The following is a 16,162-nucleotide window of genomic DNA, read 5'->3' as shown; positions in this document are numbered from 1 at the left end:
TTATGGTGGTTGCTGCCACAAAGGGAAAACCTGGGAAGCAGACGCAGATCACAGAAATTGGCACGACCTTGCACTATCGGCCGGCCGGGGGAAAGCTTGATCGCGAGGAGGCGGATCCTACATCACTGGCTGTGATTCATGGCCGCAGGCCAGGCAATGACTCAGCCACTCACCGAGAAACAGGTTGAGCTGGCTCTTTTCATCCGGCTGGTGCATCGCCGCATTGGGGTATGGGTAGCGGATGTGCAGGCGTCGCGCGTTTTCCGCGCTGACCACCTCGGCCATGCGCGCATCGTGATACACCCGTACCTGTAGTTGCGGCACCGGCAGCCAGGGCAGGCTGTGTTCCTGGCGCACGCACAGGGTGGTGGTATAGGGGCAGCTTTCCAGCACTTCCAGCGCCAGAATGCCGAGCAGGTGCTCGCCCTGGCTCAGGGCGACGCGACGGCTTTGCGTATGCTCGCGCATCTCTGGCAGCAAGCGCATCAGGCGTGCGTAGTTGGCCTCGCAAGCTGCTTGCAGCTCGACCAGGTCGACCCGATAGCGCTCACGCAGCAGATTCACGACCACATCCCTCGCACTTCGTCGCGGTTCAACGCCAACCATTGCAGGGCGATGATGCTGGCAGCGTTGTCGATGCGTCCGTCGCGCACGGCGGCCAGCGCATCTCCCAGCGCCATCACCTGAACACGGATGTCCTCGCCCTCCTCGGGCAGGCCGTGCACACCGCCGGCGCCTTCACTGCTGCAGCGCCCGACGAACAGATGCACGCGCTCGTCCGAACCGCCTGGTGAAGGGTAGTACTGAGTGATCGGCCACAGTGACGTCAGGGCCAGATCGGCTTCCTCGATGGCCTCGCGCCGCGCGACCTCCTCGGGTTCCTCGTCCTTGTCGATCAAACCGGCAACCAGTTCCAGCAGCCAGGGGTTGCTGCTCTTGTCCATGGCGCCGACACGAAACTGCTCGATCAGCACCACTTCGTCGCGCTGCGGATCGTACGGTAGCACGCATACGGCATCGTGACGCACGAACAGCTCGCGGGTCAGTTGCGGGCCCATGTTGCCGGCGAACTGGCGATGGCGCAGCTTGATCCGGTCGAGCTTGTAGAAGCCGCGAAAGCAGTTCTCGCGCTCGATGATGTCGATGTCGTTCTTGTCCATGGTCACTCCAGATGGTCGTAACGGGCCAAGCTCAGACTGTGTGAAAACTACTGCGCTCGCTCATGCTGCGTTAAAAAACGGCTCAAAGTACTCATTTACAGCTCGTAAACTGCGCCTTTTCGCCGTTTTTTGCCTTGCCTGACCTTCGCTCGCTATGTTTTCACACGGTCTGATGCGGCCCGTTACCCGTCACACTAGCGAGCATAGCGCTGCCAGATCAAGCTTCCATGACGGTCTGTTACACGCGTTGGTAAAGCTGGCTACCTTGCGCTTTGAACTCCTCGGCCTTGGCCTGCATACCCTGCTCGGCATCCAGGTCGACGGCGTCGATGCGCTGGTCCTTGGCGTATTCGCGCACTTCCTGGGTGATCTTCATCGAGCAGAACTTCGGCCCGCACATGGAGCAGAAGTGCGCCACCTTGGCCGAATCCTTGGGCAGCGTCTCGTCGTGGTAGGCGCGTGCGGTGTCCGGGTCCAGGCCGAGGTTGAACTGATCTTCCCAGCGGAACTCGAAGCGCGCCTTGGACAGCGCGTTGTCGCGGATCTGTGCACCCGGATGACCTTTTGCGAGATCCGCAGCATGCGCGGCGATCTTGTAGGTGATGATGCCGGTCTTCACGTCATCCTTGTTCGGCAGGCCCAGGTGCTCCTTGGGCGTGACGTAGCAGAGCATGGCGCAGCCGAACCAGCCGATCATCGCCGCGCCAATGCCGCTGGTGATGTGGTCGTAGCCCGGAGCGATGTCGGTGGTCAGCGGGCCGAGGGTGTAGAACGGCGCCTCGTCGCAGCATTCCAGCTGCTTGTCCATGTTCTCCTTGATCAGCTGCATTGGCACGTGGCCGGGGCCCTCGATCATGCACTGCACGTCGTGCTTCCAGGCGATCTTGGTCAGCTCGCCAAGGGTTTCCAGTTCACCGAATTGCGCGGCGTCGTTGGCATCGGCGATGGAGCCGGGGCGCAGGCCGTCACCCAGGGAGAAGGACACGTCGTAGGCCTTCATGATTTCGCAGATGTCGTCGAAGTGGGTGTAGAGGAAGTTCTCCTTGTGATGCGCCAGGCACCACTTGGCCATGATCGAGCCGCCACGGCTGACGATGCCGGTGACGCGCTTGGCGGTCAGCGGCACGTAGCGCAGCAGCACGCCGGCGTGGATGGTGAAGTAGTCCACGCCTTGTTCTGCCTGTTCGATCAGGGTGTCGCGGAACAGCTCCCAGGTCAGGTCTTCGGCAATGCCGCCGACCTTTTCCAGGGCCTGGTAGATCGGCACGGTGCCAATCGGTACCGGCGAGTTGCGGATGATCCACTCGCGGGTTTCGTGGATGTGCTTGCCGGTGGACAGGTCCATCACCGTGTCCGAGCCCCAGCGAATACCCCAGGTCAGCTTAGCCACTTCTTCTTCGATCGAGGAGCCCAAGGCGCTGTTGCCGATATTGCCGTTGATCTTCACCAGGAAGTTGCGGCCGATGATCATCGGCTCCAGTTCCACGTGGTTGATGTTGGCCGGGATGATGGCGCGGCCACGGGCGACTTCGCTACGTACGAACTCGGGGGTGATCTCTTTCGGGATGTTGGCGCCGAAACTGTGCCCGGCATGCTGCTCGCCCAGCAGACCGGCTTCGCGCGCCTCGGCCAGCTTCATGTTCTCGCGGATGGCGACGTACTCCATCTCCGGCGTGATGATGCCCTTCTTGGCGTAGTGCATCTGGCTGACGTTGTGCCCGGCCTTGGCCCGGCGCGGGTTGCGCACGTGGGCGAAGCGCATTTTGGTCAGCTCGGCATCATTGAGGCGGCGCTGGCCGAATTCCGAGGACAGGCCCGGCAGTTTCTCGGTGTCGCCACGATCCTCGATCCAGGCGCTGCGCACGTCGGCCAGGCCCTGGCGCACGTCGATGCTGACGTTCGGGTCGGTGTAGGGGCCGGAGGTGTCGTAGACGGTGACCGGAACGTTGATCTCACCGCCGAAATCGGTCGGTGTGACGTCCAGGCTGATCTCGCGCATCGGTACGCGAATGTCCGGGCGTGAGCCTTGTATGTAGACTTTCTGCGAACGGGGGAAGGGTTGTACCGACTGCTGGTCGACCTGGGCGCTCTCGCTCAGAATCGGACTCAAATTCTTTTCTTGTTGTGCGCTCATCAAGGCTCTCTCCGGGGATAGGTGTCGGAGTTGGAACCTGAGGGGAGAGGGGGCGCGAGATACACCTTGGGCGGTGCCGAGAGGACTCGCCGGTCTACTGGCGAGGACATCTTGTTCCCTACGCAGGCCTTAACCTGATCAGGTTCAACGGGATCCGGCAGCTGCCAATCTCAGCCCCGCATTTGGGGCACCCCGACAAGAACTCGGCCAGTCTAAACAAGCTGGCGGCAGAAAACCAACTCGGCGGTCAATAAATTCCGACCCGCGCGTCGGAAAACGACTGCGGGCACTGCTGATGGCCGATTGTTCCCGATGAGCAACATAGCTTGCCGCCAGCTAGACTGATGCCGTCCATGGCACGCTTGACCCTCGCCTGCGGCGAGCCGTAGCCTTGCTGATTACCGCCTATTCAAGGATCGATATCCATCATGTTGCGCAGACTTTCCCTGGCAATCGCCGTGGCCGCCGCTTCGGTGGGCCTGGTTCAGGCCGAAGAGGCCCCGCTGTCGAGCAAGACCGACCTGGTCACCGTGTATCAGGAAGCGGCGCAGAACAATGCCGACATCGCCGCCGCGCGCGCCGACTATCAGGCTCGCCGCGAAGTGGTACCGCAGGCGCGTGCCGGCTTGCTGCCCAACCTGTCGGCTGGCGCCAACTACGGCGACACGCGCACTGAAGTCGATTCTCCCAGCGCCACCCTCTCGCGCAGCGGCCTGGTGTATCAGGCCAATCTCAGCCAGCCGCTGTTCCGCGCCGATCGCTGGTTCCAGCTACAGGCGGCCGAAGCCACCAGCGAGCAGGCCGCGCTGGAGCTGTCCGCCACCGAGCAGAACCTGATCCTGCAGAGCGCCGAAACCTACTTCGCGGTGCTGCGCGCCCAGGACAATCTGGCCTCGACCAAGGCCGAAGAAGCGGCATTCAAGCGCCAGCTGGATCAGGCCAACGAGCGTTTCGATGTGGGCCTGTCCGACAAGACCGATGTGCTCGAAGCCCAGGCCGGTTTCGATACGGCCCGGGCCAACCGCCTGCTGGCCAAGCGCGCGGTGGATGATGCCTTCGAAGCCCTGGTGGCCTTGACCAATCGTGATCACCTGGCGGTCGAGGGGATCGTTCACACCTTGCCGGTGCTGGCGCCGACGCCCAATGACGCCAAGTCCTGGGTCGACACTGCCGCCACACAGAATCTCAACCTGCAAGCCAGCCTGTACGCGGTAAACGCTGCCGAAGAAAACCTGCGTCAGCGCAAGGCCGGTCATGCGCCGACCCTCGATGCGGTGGCCAGCTACCAGAAGGGCGACAACGACAGCCTGGGCTTCACCAACTCTGGTGCGTTCGGCGCTCCGCGCTACAGTGGCGACGTTTCGCAGCGCACCATCGGCCTGCAATTGAACATCCCGCTGTACAGCGGCGGCCTGACCAGCTCGCAGGTGCGCGAGGCTTATCAGCGTCTCGGCCAGACCGAGCAACTGCGCGAGAGCCTGCGCCGTCAGGTGGTGCAGAACACCCGCAACCTGTTCCGCGCGGTGAACACCGATGTGGAAACCGTGCAGGCGCGCAAGCAGTCGATCATCTCCAACCAGAGCGCCCTGGAGGCCACGGAAATCGGCTATCAGGTCGGCACCCGCAACATCGTCGACGTGCTCGATGCCCAGCGTCAGCTGTACAGCGCCGTGCGCAATTACAACGATGCGCGCTACGACTACATCCTCAACAACCTGCGCCTGAAACAGGCTGCCGGCACGCTCAGCCCGGCCGATCTGGATGCGCTGGGCGGCTTCCTCAAGCCGGACTACAACCCGGACAAGGACTTCCTGCCACCGGATCTGGCTTCCGCCGCCGAAGAGCGCCTGAAGAACAATCAGGACTATTGAGAGCCCGATACGCAAAAGCCCGACGTCAGTCGGGCTTTTGCTTTCAAGTGCGGCAACTCCGAGATGCAGGGTGATCGAGCCGTCGTAGCCCGGGTGCAATCCGGGACAAGCGCCATGCTGCAACATCCCCCGGACTGCATCCGGGCTACAGAAGCCGCTGCAGCCCTGTCAGCAGGCGCTGCAGCGCGCCCTGGTTGGCCTTGAGCACGCTCAGGCCGGCCTGACTCATGCTTCGCATCTCGCTCGGCTCGTTGAGCAATGTGGCAACCCTGTCCGCCAACTGCACGGCGTTCTCCACTTCGCTCAGGGCGCCGGCTTCGCGCAGCTGTGCGGCGATCTCGAGGAAGTTGAACAGGTGCGGCCCGCTCAGTACCGGCTTGCCCAGGGCTGCGGGTTCGAGGAGGTTGTGCCCGCCGTTGGCCACCAGGCTGCCGCCGACGAAGGCGATATCCGCCAGTGCATAGAGAAACAGCAGCTCGCCCATGGTGTCGCCCAGCAGCACCTGGTCGCTGGCTTGCACCGTTTCAGCCGTGGAGCGGCGACGCGTCGTCAGGCCCTGAGCGAGGCACAGCTCATGGACCGAGTTGAAGCGTTCAGGGTGGCGCGGCACCAGGATCAGCAGCGCGTCAGATCGTGTTGCCAGCAACTGGCGATGGGCGGCGAGGACGATCTCGTCTTCGCCAGCGTGAGTGCTGGCGGCGATCCACACCGGGCGTTGTTCGGCCTGCCACTGACGGCGTAGCTCGGCGGCGCGTTGCAGCAGCTCGTCATCGATCTTCAGGTCGAACTTGATCGAGCCGGTGACTTCCACGCAGCCCGGGCGAGCACCGAGGTCGAGAAAGCGCTGTGCCTCGGCCTGGGTCTGTACCGCGATCAGCGACAGTTCGGCGAGCATCGGTGCGGTGAGCCTGGCGAAGCGCGCGTAGCCGCGTGCCGAGCGTTCGGAGAGGCGTGCATTGGCCAGGGTTACCGGGATGCCGCGTTTGGCGCACTGGTGGATATGGTTCGGCCACAGCTCGGTTTCCATCACCACGGCCAGGCGCGGCCTTGTGCGATCGAGAAAGCGTGCCGCGGCCCAGGGCAGGTCGTAAGGCAGGTAGCAGTGCTGCACGCTGTCGCCGAACAGGGCCTGGATGCGCTCGGAGCCGGTCGGGGTCATGCAGGTGACGGTGATCGGCAGGTCGGGATGGCGCGCCTGCAGGGCGCGGATCATCGGCGCGGCGGCGATGCTTTCACCCACCGACACGGCATGCACCCAGATGCCGCCAGGTTTCATCGGCGGCAGGGCGAAGGAGAAGCGCTCCTTGATACGGCGCGCATAAGCCGGCGCCTTGCGGGCGCGCAGCGCCAGGCGCAGGGCGATCAGGGGCAGGGCCAGGTGCAGCAGGAGGGTGTAGAGGTGTCTGTTCATGGGGGCGCAGCTTATCGCTGCCGGCCGGGTGCTGGAAGGGCGATCATGCCGGTGGCCGCAACAGCTCGCGTGCCAGGCAGTCCGCCAGCCAGTTGGCGGCGGGGCCGAGCGCGCCGTCGCGGCGGCGGACCAGTTCCACCACCAGCGGCAACGGCGCCCAATCGCTGCGCAGTTCCTGAAGGTGGCCCTGGTAGGTCGGATACTGCGCCACGTGACGTGGCAGCCAGGCCCAGCCAAGACCACGAACCACCAGCTCGGCCATCGCGTAGAAACTGTCGGCGCGCCACACCAGCGGACTGATCTGTTCACCGCCGGGGTAGTGACTGTCCTGCGGCGTCATCAGCAGTTGGCGATGTTCGGCCAGGTCGCGGCGCTCCACACTGTCGAGGCCTGCCAGTGGGTGTTGCGGGCTGCACACCGTGACCATCTCGATAGTGCCCAGGCGTTGGCTTTCCAGCTCGCGGGGCATCAGCTCGTGATGAAACAGCAGGCCGAGGTCCGCCTGGCGCTGCAGCAGCTTGCGCGCCACGTCGCCCTGTGCGCCGCTGGAGAGCTGGACTTCGAGCAAGGGAAAGGCCTCGGCCAGTGCCTCCAGGCTGGCCAGCACCGGCTGGTAGGGCATGGCCTCGTCCTGCGCCAAGCGTAGGCACGCCTCTTCGCCACGTGCCAGGCCGAGCGCGCGGCCGTCCAGTCGCTCACACTGCTGCAAGACGCTGCGGGCCTGTTCCAGCAGCGCGGCGCCTGCCTCGGTCAGGCGCGGCTGGCGCCCGCTGCTGCGTTCGAACAGGGTCACGCCGAGATCGCTTTCGAGCAGGGCGATGGCGGTGCTGACGGCCGATTGCGCGCGGCCGATTTGCCTGGCGGCGGCGGAAAAGGATCGGCTCTCGGCGGTGCGGACGAACAGTTGTAGCTGATCGAGATTCCAGTTCATGGCCGGCCTATCTCCAAAGCAGATAGGTAATGACTTTATCCCATCATGGAAGAACTTAGAATCGAGACCCTCTTTCAGGAGTCGCCATCATGCCCGGATATCTCTATCTCGCCATTGCCATCGCGGCCGAAGTGGTCGCCACCACCTCGATGAAGGCTATCGACGGTTTCAGCAAGCCATTGCCGCTGTTGCTGGTGGTCGGCGGCTACGCGATCGCCTTCTGGATGCTGATTCTGGTGGTGCGGACCATTCCGGTGGGCATCGCCTACGCTATTTGGGCGGGGCTGGGCATCGTCCTGGTCAGCCTCGCCGCGCTGGTCATCTACCAGCAGAAAATCGATCTACCGGCTGTGCTCGGTATGGGCCTGATCGTCAGTGGGGTGGTGGTGATCCAGCTGTTCTCCAACTCCACCGGGCACTGATGTCCGCGCCTGCCTGAAGCCGCTCGGTGCACATGCTGCACCCGGCGGGGCTTGCCTGAAGCCGTTATACTGCGCGCCTGTTTTTCGCCGAGGCCCGTTCATGTCCCAGTCTCTCAGCACCGATGTCCTGATCGTCGGCGGCGGTATCGCCGGCCTTTGGCTCAATGCGCGCCTGCGTCAGCAGGGCTTCGCTACCGTCTTGGTGGAGCGAGGCAGCCTGGGTGGCGGGCAGAGCCTGAAGTCGCAGGGCATCATCCATGGTGGCGCCAAATATGCCTTGCATGGCGCACTCACCGGCGCCTCCGAAGCCATCGCCGATATGCCGCGGCGCTGGCGCGAAGCGCTGGCTGGTAACGGCGAGCTGGATCTTTCCGGCGTGCGCATCCTGTCCGATGCCCACTACCTGTGGTCACCGGGCACCCTGGCCGGCAACCTCACCAGCTTCTTCGCCAGCAAGGCGGTGCGCGGCCGGGTCGATCAGGTCAAGGGTGAGCAGTTGCCGCCGGCGCTGCAGCATCCGAAGTTCAAGGGCAAGGTCTACCGACTCGCCGAACTGGTGCTCGATGTGCCGAGCCTGATCGCGCGCCTGGTCGAACTGGCTGGCGATGGTCTGCTCGCCGCTGAACGTATCGAAGCGCTGCAGGAGAATGGCGAGCTGTGCGGGCTGATCGTCGACGGCCGCGAGATTCGTGCGCAGCGCGTGGTGCTCAGTGCCGGGGCCGGCAATGCCGAGCTGCTCGCCGCCCTGGGCGTCGAGCAGCCTGCGCAGCAGCTACGCCCGCTGCATATGGTGCTGGCCAAGGGGCCGGCACTGAAACCGCTGTATGCGCATTGCCTTGGCGGCGGACCTAAACCGCGAGTCACCGTTACCACTCATCCGGCCGCCGATGGCCAGTGGGTCTGGTACCTCGGCGGCGATCTGGCCGAGGCGGATGGCGTCGCCCGCGATGAGGACGCGCAAATTCAGGCTGCGCAAAAGGAAATGGCCTCGTTGCTACCCTGGGTCGATCAAAGCCAGACGCGCTGGGCGACACTGCGCGTCGACCGCGCCGAGCCTGCGCAGTCGGGGCTGGTGCGCCCGGACAACGCCTTCCTCGCCGAGCAACGGCGCCTGCTGGTGGGTTGGCCGACCAAGCTGGCGCTGGCGCCGGACTTCGCCGACCGCGTACTGGCCACGCTGAAACGCGATAACGTGCAGCCGGCCGAGCATGCCGCGCTGCCTGAGCTGCCGCGCCCGGCGCTGGGACAGCCGGTCTGGGAGGCGCTGTTGCCATGAACACTCTGCATGATCTGCATCGCCCGCTGGGCTCCACCGGCTTGAGTGTTTCGCCGCTGGGCCTGGGTACGGTCAAGCTCGGCCGTGACCAGGGCGTGAAGTACCCCAACGGTTTCACCATTCCCGATGATGCGCAGGCCCTGGCCTTGCTGCAGCAGGCGCGCGAGCTGGGCATCAACTTGATCGACACCGCGCCGGCCTATGGCGTCAGCGAGCAGCGCCTCGGTCCGTTGTTGCGGGGCCAGCGTGATCAATGGGTGATCGTCAGCAAGACCGGCGAGGAGTTCGTGCAGGGGCAGTCGCACTTCGACTTCTCTTCCGCGCACACGCGTCTTTCGGTCGAGCGTAGCCTCAAGCGCCTGGAGACCGATCGTATCGACCTGCTGCTGGTGCATTCCGACGGCAACGATCTGGCGGTGCTGGGGGAGACGGGAGTGTACGAGACACTGGCGCAGCTCAAGCAGGAGGGCAAGATTCTCGCCTACGGTCTTTCCGGCAAGACTGTCGAGGGCGGACTCCTGGCGCTGGAACAGGGCGACTGTGCCATGGTCACCTATAACCTGAGTGAGCAGGGCGAAAAGCCCGTACTGGACTACGCTGCCAGTCACGCCAAGGGGATTCTGATCAAGAAGGCGCTGGCCAGTGGGCATGCCTGTCTGGCCGAGGGTGTCGATCCGGTGCGTGCCAGCTTCGAGCTGATCTTCGCTCATCCAGGCGTCAGCAGCGCCATCGTTGGCACCATCACGCGGGCGCACCTGGCGGCCAATGTCGCTACTGTCGCGGCGGTTTTGCAGGGTATCCGCTGAGGTCCTCGGTCACGTCCTCTTACAGCCTTGGGTTGTGCTGGGTGGTCGGCTTGGGGCAGCCTTGAGCGGTTTTCGCTTCAACCTGATCCTCGCGTGGGGGCCCTTCACCGGGCTCTCACGCCCAGCCGGAACAAGGAGTCGAGATGTCGCGTACGCTGATCCGCAAGGACCCGAGTAACTTCAAGACCCTGCCGCTGTTCGTCGAGGCCAGCCCAGATGGGCTGAGCTACCAGAGCCTGGGGCAGCCGCTGAACTTCCAGCAGATGCTCGAACGCCGTCGCCCGCTGGAGGTGGCGGACAGCTCGCGTTTTTCCGTCGAGCTGGCCAACCTCGGTGTGTCCGTACGCCTGACCCTGCGCCTGCATGGCCGTGATTACTGGTTGCTGGTGCGTCAGCGGCGTCCGGATCGGGGTGACACCGTACTCAAGCTGATTTCCGGCTATGTGCCGGCGCATGAGCTGAACCTGCCGCTGCTCACTGCCATTCAGGAGGTCGCCGAGGAGTGCCTGCTGGAAAGTGTCGATGGTTGGCTGGGCGGGCGTTTCGCCGATACCTGGTTGCCTACGCCCTATCAGGACACGCTGCGTTATCGCGAGTCGAGTCACTTTCGACTCAGCCCGCTGTCCGGCGCCGCGCGGCCGGTGCAGTGCGGCAACCTGACCTTGCTCGAGCGCCCGCGCGCCTATGTGCATCTGCCCACGGCCTCCTTGCAACTGGTCTACGACCTGGGCCTGGAGCTGCCGCGCGATGCTCGCCAGTTGAGCCTGTTCCACGTCGACGAGTGCCTGGAAGACGGCCGCCTGGTAGCGCGCCTGGAGCGTCGGCGGCCGGATATCTTCTTGTTGGCGCTGCAGCGCGGAGTGCCCAGTGGTGGGCTGTTCACCTTGCGCAAGGGCGAGCTGTTGCCCGCCAGCACCCGAGGGGTGTGGCTGTCGGAAAGTTTTGCCGAGCAGGATGGCTGGCTGGTGCGCGACGAGCGGATTCGCTGGAAGGACTGGCTGCAGCGCTACGGCGTGAAGACGCCGCAGCGGCGAGCCTTGGTCAGCGCCTAGTCGAGGCCGGGCGTCACTGCGCCCGGCTGTCGTGCGTGCGCGTCAGTTGCCGTTCCAGCAGTGCCGGGTAAGGATCGAGCAGGCGTTCCACGCAGCTGGCACCTTCCGGGCTGGCGATCGGGCGGATGCGGGCGCGCTGGCGAGCCAGGGCATCTTGCGCAACGCGTTGTTCGACCAGCAGCAGATTACGGCTGTGCTGCGACAAGGCCAGGGCGTCCAGGGCGCTGTCGCTGAGCAGCAGGTCGACCTGGCCCAGCTCTTCCAGATCACGGCCCAAGGTCAGCCCGAGCTGTAGTTGCAGGGTGATGCCGCTGTCGGCGACCTCGATTTGCAGGGCGTGGCCCAGGGCACGCATCAGCTCACCGCAGCAGATGGCGTGGGTCAGGTAGTCCTCACCGCATTCGCGTTCATGGAACAGCATGAGGCTGCTGCCGTCCTTGAGCGTGTGCAGCCGCCCCTGATACAGCGCGGAGGCCTGCTCCAGGCAGCCCCGATAGCGATCCAGCAGATCCAGCAGTCGCGTCCGCGGCAGGCGCCGCAGTTGTTCCTGGGCGCCGAGTTGAATGGCCAGCACGGCGCTGGTTTGCGAGGGGAGTGGGGTCTTGGCTGCCGGCGCAGGCGTTGCGGAGTCGTCACGCAGGTCGGAGAAGGGATCGTCCGGCTCTATCGACTCGGGCCAGGGCTTGAGCGGCTCGTCCTCGTCCTCGTCCTCGTGCAGCTCCGCTTCGTCGAACTCATGCTCGGCGCGGGGCTCGCGAGGTTCGTCGGCAGGCTCGTCGTCCTCGTCGTGCAGATAGTCTTCGCTGTTATCGTCCAGCAGTGGCTCGTCATCCAGCTCCGGCTCGGGCTCCGGCTTTTCCGGTACCAGTCGCGCCTGCAGCTGGCGCGCCAGATCGCCGATCTCGTCGTTGCGCCCCGCGCCTGGCGCAGGGTCGTCCGGGTCACGTAGCCACAGGCGCATTTGCAGCAATGGTGTGGAAATGTAGCGGCCCAGACGCATGCTCAGCGACAGGGTCAGGGCCAGCAGAATGAGGCTGAGAATGCCCATGCTCTGCAAGCTGATGGTCATCGGCTGCTGGAACTGGCCCATGTCCAGGCTGATGCGCAACTGCCCGGCGATCACCTCCTGGAAGGTGATGGGCGTGGAGTAAAGGCCCTCGGTTTCGCCCAGTACGCTGCGCGTCGGACGCGACCCGGCTTCGGCGAGGATGCGGTTATCCACGCTGTAGATGGCGGCATGGGCCACCAGTGGGTTCTTCGCCAGATTGTTCAGCAGCACATTGAGGCTGAGGATGTCGTTGGACACCAGCAGTTCGGTGGCTGACGCCGCTGTCTGGGTGATCAGTGCCTGGCCCAGTGCATCGGCCTGTTGCTGCATGGCCTGCTTGAACTGCATGCCCATGACCCAGGCGTAGATGACCATGGCCAGGGCTACCAGCAGCAGGCTGTGGCTGGCGATGCGCAGTACCAGGGGCACCCGCCGCTGACGCAGCGCGTGGAAGATCATGATGAAGAAATTATCGGGTTTGGCGGGCGCGGGCCGGTTCACAGAGCACGGCTCTTGTCGACTGAAGTTGCCGCGCAGTATAGCGAGCGGCCTGGAGTGGGCAAAGCGCATGGCTGCACGGATCGGCGGGAAACTGGGTAGAATGTGCGCCTTTTCGTCGGCCGGTGGTCAATTCGCCGCTGGCTCGCCTCAATCGTTTGCCTTGGAGGGTGCGTCTTGCGCGAAATCGTCCTGATCAATATCACCGGCGAAGATCGCCCCGGACTCACCGCTGCCATCACCGGCGTGCTGGCTCAGGGCGGGGTGAACATCCTCGATATCGGCCAGGCGGTGATCCACGACACCCTGTCGTTCGGCATCCTCATCGAGATCCCGGACAACGGTCGCTCCCAGTCGGTGCTCAAGGATCTGCTGTTCACTGCCTACGAACTCGACCAGCAGGTGCGTTTCACGCCGGTTTCGGAAGACGACTACCGGCAGTGGGTCGGTGGCCAGGGCAAGGCCCGCCATATTGTTACCCTGCTGACGCGCAAGGTCAGCGCCGAGCAGTTGCAGCGCGTCAGTGCCATCACCGCCAAGTACGGCCTGAATATCGATCATATCGACCGTCTTTCCGGGCGCATGCCACTGGACATGCCAGCCGAGCAGGGCAAGGGCTGTATCGAGTTCTCCGTGCGTGGCGAGCCAGCCGATCCTGCAGCCCTGCGCGCCGAGTTCCTCAGCGTGGCGCAGGAGCTCAACGTCGACATCGCCTTCCAGCGTGATTCGGTGTTCCGTCGCAATCGCCGTCTGGCCGTATTCGACATGGACTCGACGCTGATCGAGGCCGAGGTGATCGACGAACTGGCCAAGGCCGCCGGTGTCGGTGAGCAGGTTGCCGAAATCACCGAGCGCGCCATGCGTGGCGAGCTGGATTTCCGCGCCAGCTTCAAGGAACGCCTGGGCTTGCTGCAGGGGCTGTCGGAGGACGTGCTGGAAGAGATCGGCGCGTCCCTGCGCCTGACCGAGGGCGCCGAGGTGCTGTTCGCCGAACTCAAGCGCCTGGGTTACAAGACTGCGATTCTGTCGGGCGGCTTCACCTACTTCGCCAGGCAACTGCAGGCCAAGCTGGGTATCGACTACGTGTTCGCCAACGAGCTGCAGATCGAGAACGGCAAGGTTACCGGCGTGGCTGTCGAGCCCATCGTCGATGCCCAGCGCAAGGCCGATCTGCTGCGCGAGCTGGCGCAGAAGGAAGGCCTGCAGCTGGAGCAGACCATCGCCGTTGGCGACGGTGCCAATGACCTGCCGATGCTCGGCCTGGCCGGTCTCGGCGTGGCCTTCCGCGCCAAACCACTGGTCAAGCAGTCGGCCAAGCAGGCGATCTCCACCCTGGGCCTGGACGGCATCCTCTACCTGCTAGGTTTTCGCGACCGCGAGGGGCAGGACTGAGCCAAGGTATTTCGGAAATGAAAAAGCCGCCTGAACAGGCGGCTTTTTCTTGGGCGCGGGTTTATTCGTCGCCGGCCGAGAAGTCGTAGTCCATCGACTGGCTCGGGCCCTGCAGGTAGTAACCCTGAATGAAGTTGACCCCGGCCTGCCACAGTGTGGCCAGCACGCTGGCGCTCTCGACGAAGGGCACGATGGTCAGCTTGGCCTGGGCATGCAGGCTGCTGAGCAGCGTCTTCAGCGCTTCCTGGTTGTCGGCGTTGGTCAGGTCCTGGGAGAACGAGCCGTCGACTTTGACGAAGTCCACTTGCAGGTGCTTGAGCGTGTTGAACGGGTTCAGCGCGCAGCCGAACTGGCTCAGCGCCGCCTTGCAGTGCAGCTCCGCCAAGCCCTGGGTCAGGGCCTTGGCCTGCTTCAGGTAGGCGATGGCATCTGGCTCGCTGAACTGGAACACCAGTGAATCCGACGGCAGTCGTGCAGCCTTGAGCGCGACGCTGAGCCAGGGCAGCAGTGTCTGGTCCTGCAGGCTGGCGCTGGACAGGTGCACGAACAGACGCGTGTTGTGACCTTTGGAGCGATGATCGGCCAGCAACTTGATCGAGTTGAGGATCACCCAGCGGTCGATCTTCTCGCCCAGCCCGGCGTCCTTGGCGGCTGCGAGGAACTGCATCGGCGGCACCTCTTCACCCTGCGGGCTGAGCAGGCGCAGCAGTACTTCATAGTGTTCGTGGGCATCGCCACGCAGGCTGATGATCGGCTGGAACAGCAGGCGGAAGCTGTTGTTCTCCAGTGCCTGCTGCACCATCGCCAGCAGGTTGCCGCGGTTGGCGGCGGCAGCCAGTTCGTCGGCCGGGTTGAACAGCTTGATGGCATTGCCATCGTTGAGTTCATCGGCGCAGCGGTGCGCACGGTCGATGACTTCCTGGGCCTTGGCGGTTTTCTCGCTGAGGCCGGCAACGCCTACCGACAGCGTGGTCTGGGCGGTGCGCCCGCTGACGTCGAACAGGTGGCCTTCAACCTTCTTCAACAGCGCTGCCAGACTGGCTTCGCATTGCTCGGGCGTCTGGCCCGGCAGCAGGGCGGCGAACACGTCGTCACCGAAGCGGGCCAGCTGGGTTTGCGCCGGGAAGTGCGCGCGCAGCAGGCCAGCCAGGTCGGTCAGCAGCAGGTCGATGCCGGCCAGGCCGATTTCGCCCTGCATGCTGGCGCAGCGGTCGACGCGGATGTACGCCAGGGTCGAGGGCTGGCCAGTGCTGATGGCGCGCTCGGCAGCGTTGTCCATCAGTTCGAGGAAATGGTTGCGGTTGAACAGGCCGGTGACCAGGTCCTGGCTGCTGATCTCGCGCAGTTTCTCTTCCAGTTCGGCGTTGGAGGTTTCCGCGCGAATCACCACCTGAATGCACGGCTCGCCGTCGTAGGTGGCCGGCGAAAAACTCATCTGCGCGGCGAAGCTGCTGCCGTCGGCGCGCACGCCCTGGCAGTTGAGCTCGGCGTGGCCTTCGGCGCTCTGGTAGTTCTTCAGGAAGTCTTTGAAGGCCCCATGATCGGCACTGGCAATCAGGTCGATCATCGGCATGCCTTCGAGCTCGTCGCCATCTTCGTAGCGGAACAGCTCCAGGTACGCACGGTTGGCGTAGATGTGCATGCCTTCGTGGACGTAGGTGATGGCATCCACCGAACTCTCGAGCAGCAGTTGGCAGCGTTTCTCGGCCTCGCGCAACGCCACTTCCGCGGCGCGGCGGGCGCGGCGCTCCTCGAGGTTGGCCAGCTCGCGCTTGGCCACCAGCACCAGGCGCTCGTCCTCGCCTTGCGGCAAGGCATCCTGGGCGCCGAACAGGAGCGCCTCGGTGATGATCTCCGAGTCGTTGTCTTCGATCAGCTGGATGACCGGAATGTCCTTGGCCTGGCGGCGGATGGCGGTAATCGCCTCGCTAGGCTCGAGCTGCTCGCTGCTTGGCGCGCAGATCAGCAGATCCCAGGTCTGTTGCAGGGTTTCTGCAAGGTCGTCGCTGGAGGTCAAACGGTGCACACGGGTGGCGTGACCGGCGTTGCGGAACAGACTGACCAAACGCTCAGCTTCGTTCTGCGAGTCTTCGAGAATCAGCAGGCGGATGGTTTTTTTTTCGATGGCCATAGGGGAGTCAATACCGCGCCGAACGGACGC

Annotated in this window: 13 protein-coding genes and 1 riboswitch; of the genes, 6 read left to right on the top strand and 7 right to left on the bottom strand. The window is 64.3% G+C overall.

Annotated features, from left to right (window positions below; all coding sequences use genetic code 11):
- Window positions 1–117: 117 nt before the first annotated feature.
- The 3 genes from ACN8M7_RS02925 to thiC form a co-directional block, all read right to left on the bottom strand.
- Window positions 118–570, bottom strand: a complete 453-nt coding sequence (locus tag ACN8M7_RS02925) for a DUF1249 domain-containing protein (protein ID WP_061237416.1) — start codon at window positions 568–570, stop codon at window positions 118–120.
- Complete coding sequence (locus ACN8M7_RS02920; RefSeq protein WP_490259711.1) at window positions 561–1,160, bottom strand: NUDIX domain-containing protein; 600 nt, start codon at window positions 1,158–1,160, stop codon at window positions 561–563. Before ACN8M7_RS02920 ends, ACN8M7_RS02925 begins: the two co-directional genes overlap by 10 nt.
- Before the next feature lie 238 nt (window positions 1,161–1,398).
- Window positions 1,399–3,294, bottom strand: a complete 1,896-nt coding sequence (gene thiC / locus ACN8M7_RS02915; protein WP_490259710.1) for a phosphomethylpyrimidine synthase ThiC — start codon at window positions 3,292–3,294, stop codon at window positions 1,399–1,401.
- A 98-nt stretch (window positions 3,295–3,392) separates the two neighbouring features.
- Window positions 3,393–3,499: riboswitch (TPP riboswitch) on the bottom strand.
- Window positions 3,500–3,722: 223 nt separating this feature from the next.
- Here thiC and ACN8M7_RS02910 point away from each other — a divergent pair.
- Window positions 3,723–5,165: a TolC family outer membrane protein gene (locus tag ACN8M7_RS02910; RefSeq protein ID WP_490259709.1), complete on the top strand. Its 1,443-nt coding sequence runs from the start codon at window positions 3,723–3,725 to the stop codon at window positions 5,163–5,165.
- A 145-nt stretch (window positions 5,166–5,310) separates the two neighbouring features.
- Here ACN8M7_RS02910 and waaA read toward each other — a convergent pair whose 3' ends face one another.
- Together waaA and ACN8M7_RS02900 are read right to left on the bottom strand one after the other, a co-directional pair.
- Window positions 5,311–6,576, bottom strand: a complete 1,266-nt coding sequence (gene waaA / locus ACN8M7_RS02905; protein WP_490259708.1) for a lipid IV(A) 3-deoxy-D-manno-octulosonic acid transferase — start codon at window positions 6,574–6,576, stop codon at window positions 5,311–5,313.
- Between the two features lie 43 nt (window positions 6,577–6,619).
- On the bottom strand, window positions 6,620–7,507 hold the full coding sequence (locus tag ACN8M7_RS02900) for a LysR family transcriptional regulator (protein WP_061237421.1): 888 nt from the start codon (window positions 7,505–7,507) through the stop codon (window positions 6,620–6,622).
- A gap of 89 nt (window positions 7,508–7,596) precedes the next feature.
- Between ACN8M7_RS02900 and ACN8M7_RS02895 the strand changes: the two genes are divergently transcribed.
- From ACN8M7_RS02895 to ACN8M7_RS02880, 4 genes are all read left to right on the top strand, one after another.
- Complete coding sequence (locus tag ACN8M7_RS02895; protein ID WP_490259707.1) at window positions 7,597–7,929, top strand: DMT family transporter; 333 nt, start codon at window positions 7,597–7,599, stop codon at window positions 7,927–7,929.
- A 100-nt stretch (window positions 7,930–8,029) separates the two neighbouring features.
- On the top strand, window positions 8,030–9,205 hold the full coding sequence (locus tag ACN8M7_RS02890) for an NAD(P)/FAD-dependent oxidoreductase (RefSeq protein ID WP_490259706.1): 1,176 nt from the start codon (window positions 8,030–8,032) through the stop codon (window positions 9,203–9,205).
- Entirely contained in the window at window positions 9,202–10,011 is an 810-nt protein-coding gene (locus tag ACN8M7_RS02885; RefSeq protein WP_490259705.1) for an aldo/keto reductase, read from the top strand. Before ACN8M7_RS02890 ends, ACN8M7_RS02885 begins: the two co-directional genes overlap by 4 nt.
- Window positions 10,012–10,154: 143 nt before the next feature.
- The gene (locus ACN8M7_RS02880; protein WP_490259704.1) at window positions 10,155–11,063 is read left to right on the top strand and encodes a metal ABC transporter ATPase; all 909 of its coding nucleotides are present in this window, start codon (window positions 10,155–10,157) and stop codon (window positions 11,061–11,063) included.
- Window positions 11,064–11,076: 13 nt separating this feature from the next.
- Here the strand turns inward: ACN8M7_RS02880 and ACN8M7_RS02875 are convergent, their stop codons facing one another.
- A complete protein-coding gene (locus tag ACN8M7_RS02875; RefSeq protein ID WP_490259826.1) occupies window positions 11,077–12,570 on the bottom strand; it encodes an AhpA/YtjB family protein in 1,494 nt (497 codons plus the stop codon).
- Window positions 12,571–12,786: 216 nt separating this feature from the next.
- On the opposite strand from ACN8M7_RS02875, the gene serB reads away from it, so the two are divergent.
- On the top strand, window positions 12,787–14,001 hold the full coding sequence (gene serB, locus ACN8M7_RS02870) for a phosphoserine phosphatase SerB (RefSeq protein WP_061237427.1): 1,215 nt from the start codon (window positions 12,787–12,789) through the stop codon (window positions 13,999–14,001).
- A 61-nt stretch (window positions 14,002–14,062) separates the two neighbouring features.
- Here the strand turns inward: serB and ACN8M7_RS02865 are convergent, their stop codons facing one another.
- A complete protein-coding gene (locus ACN8M7_RS02865) occupies window positions 14,063–16,132 on the bottom strand; it encodes an EAL domain-containing response regulator (RefSeq protein WP_490259703.1) in 2,070 nt (689 codons plus the stop codon).
- Window positions 16,133–16,162: the final 30 nt, after the last annotated feature.

Source organism: Pseudomonas spartinae, assembly GCF_965197125.1.
GTDB lineage: Bacteria > Pseudomonadota > Gammaproteobacteria > Pseudomonadales > Pseudomonadaceae > Aquipseudomonas > Aquipseudomonas composti_A.
Note: the sequence above shows the minus strand (reverse complement) of the source record. Positions and strands in the feature narration are given on the sequence as shown.

What these genes read in the sequence shown, in the direction of transcription:
- thiC (WP_490259710.1), bottom strand. Translation starts at nt 3,294, where the DNA reads ATGAGCGCACAACAAGAAAAGAATTTGAGTCCGATTCTGAGCGAGAGC.
- ACN8M7_RS02885 (WP_490259705.1), top strand. Translation starts at nt 9,202, where the DNA reads ATGAACACTCTGCATGATCTGCATCGCCCGCTGGGCTCCACCGGCTTG.
- ACN8M7_RS02900 (WP_061237421.1), bottom strand. Translation starts at nt 7,507, where the DNA reads ATGAACTGGAATCTCGATCAGCTACAACTGTTCGTCCGCACCGCCGAG.
- waaA (WP_490259708.1), bottom strand. Translation starts at nt 6,576, where the DNA reads ATGAACAGACACCTCTACACCCTCCTGCTGCACCTGGCCCTGCCCCTG.
- ACN8M7_RS02895 (WP_490259707.1), top strand. Translation starts at nt 7,597, where the DNA reads ATGCCCGGATATCTCTATCTCGCCATTGCCATCGCGGCCGAAGTGGTC.
- ACN8M7_RS02880 (WP_490259704.1), top strand. Translation starts at nt 10,155, where the DNA reads ATGTCGCGTACGCTGATCCGCAAGGACCCGAGTAACTTCAAGACCCTG.
- ACN8M7_RS02920 (WP_490259711.1), bottom strand. Translation starts at nt 1,160, where the DNA reads ATGGACAAGAACGACATCGACATCATCGAGCGCGAGAACTGCTTTCGC.
- ACN8M7_RS02865 (WP_490259703.1), bottom strand. Translation starts at nt 16,132, where the DNA reads ATGGCCATCGAAAAAAAAACCATCCGCCTGCTGATTCTCGAAGACTCG.
- ACN8M7_RS02875 (WP_490259826.1), bottom strand. Translation starts at nt 12,570, where the DNA reads ATGATCTTCCACGCGCTGCGTCAGCGGCGGGTGCCCCTGGTACTGCGC.
- ACN8M7_RS02890 (WP_490259706.1), top strand. Translation starts at nt 8,030, where the DNA reads ATGTCCCAGTCTCTCAGCACCGATGTCCTGATCGTCGGCGGCGGTATC.
- ACN8M7_RS02910 (WP_490259709.1), top strand. Translation starts at nt 3,723, where the DNA reads ATGTTGCGCAGACTTTCCCTGGCAATCGCCGTGGCCGCCGCTTCGGTG.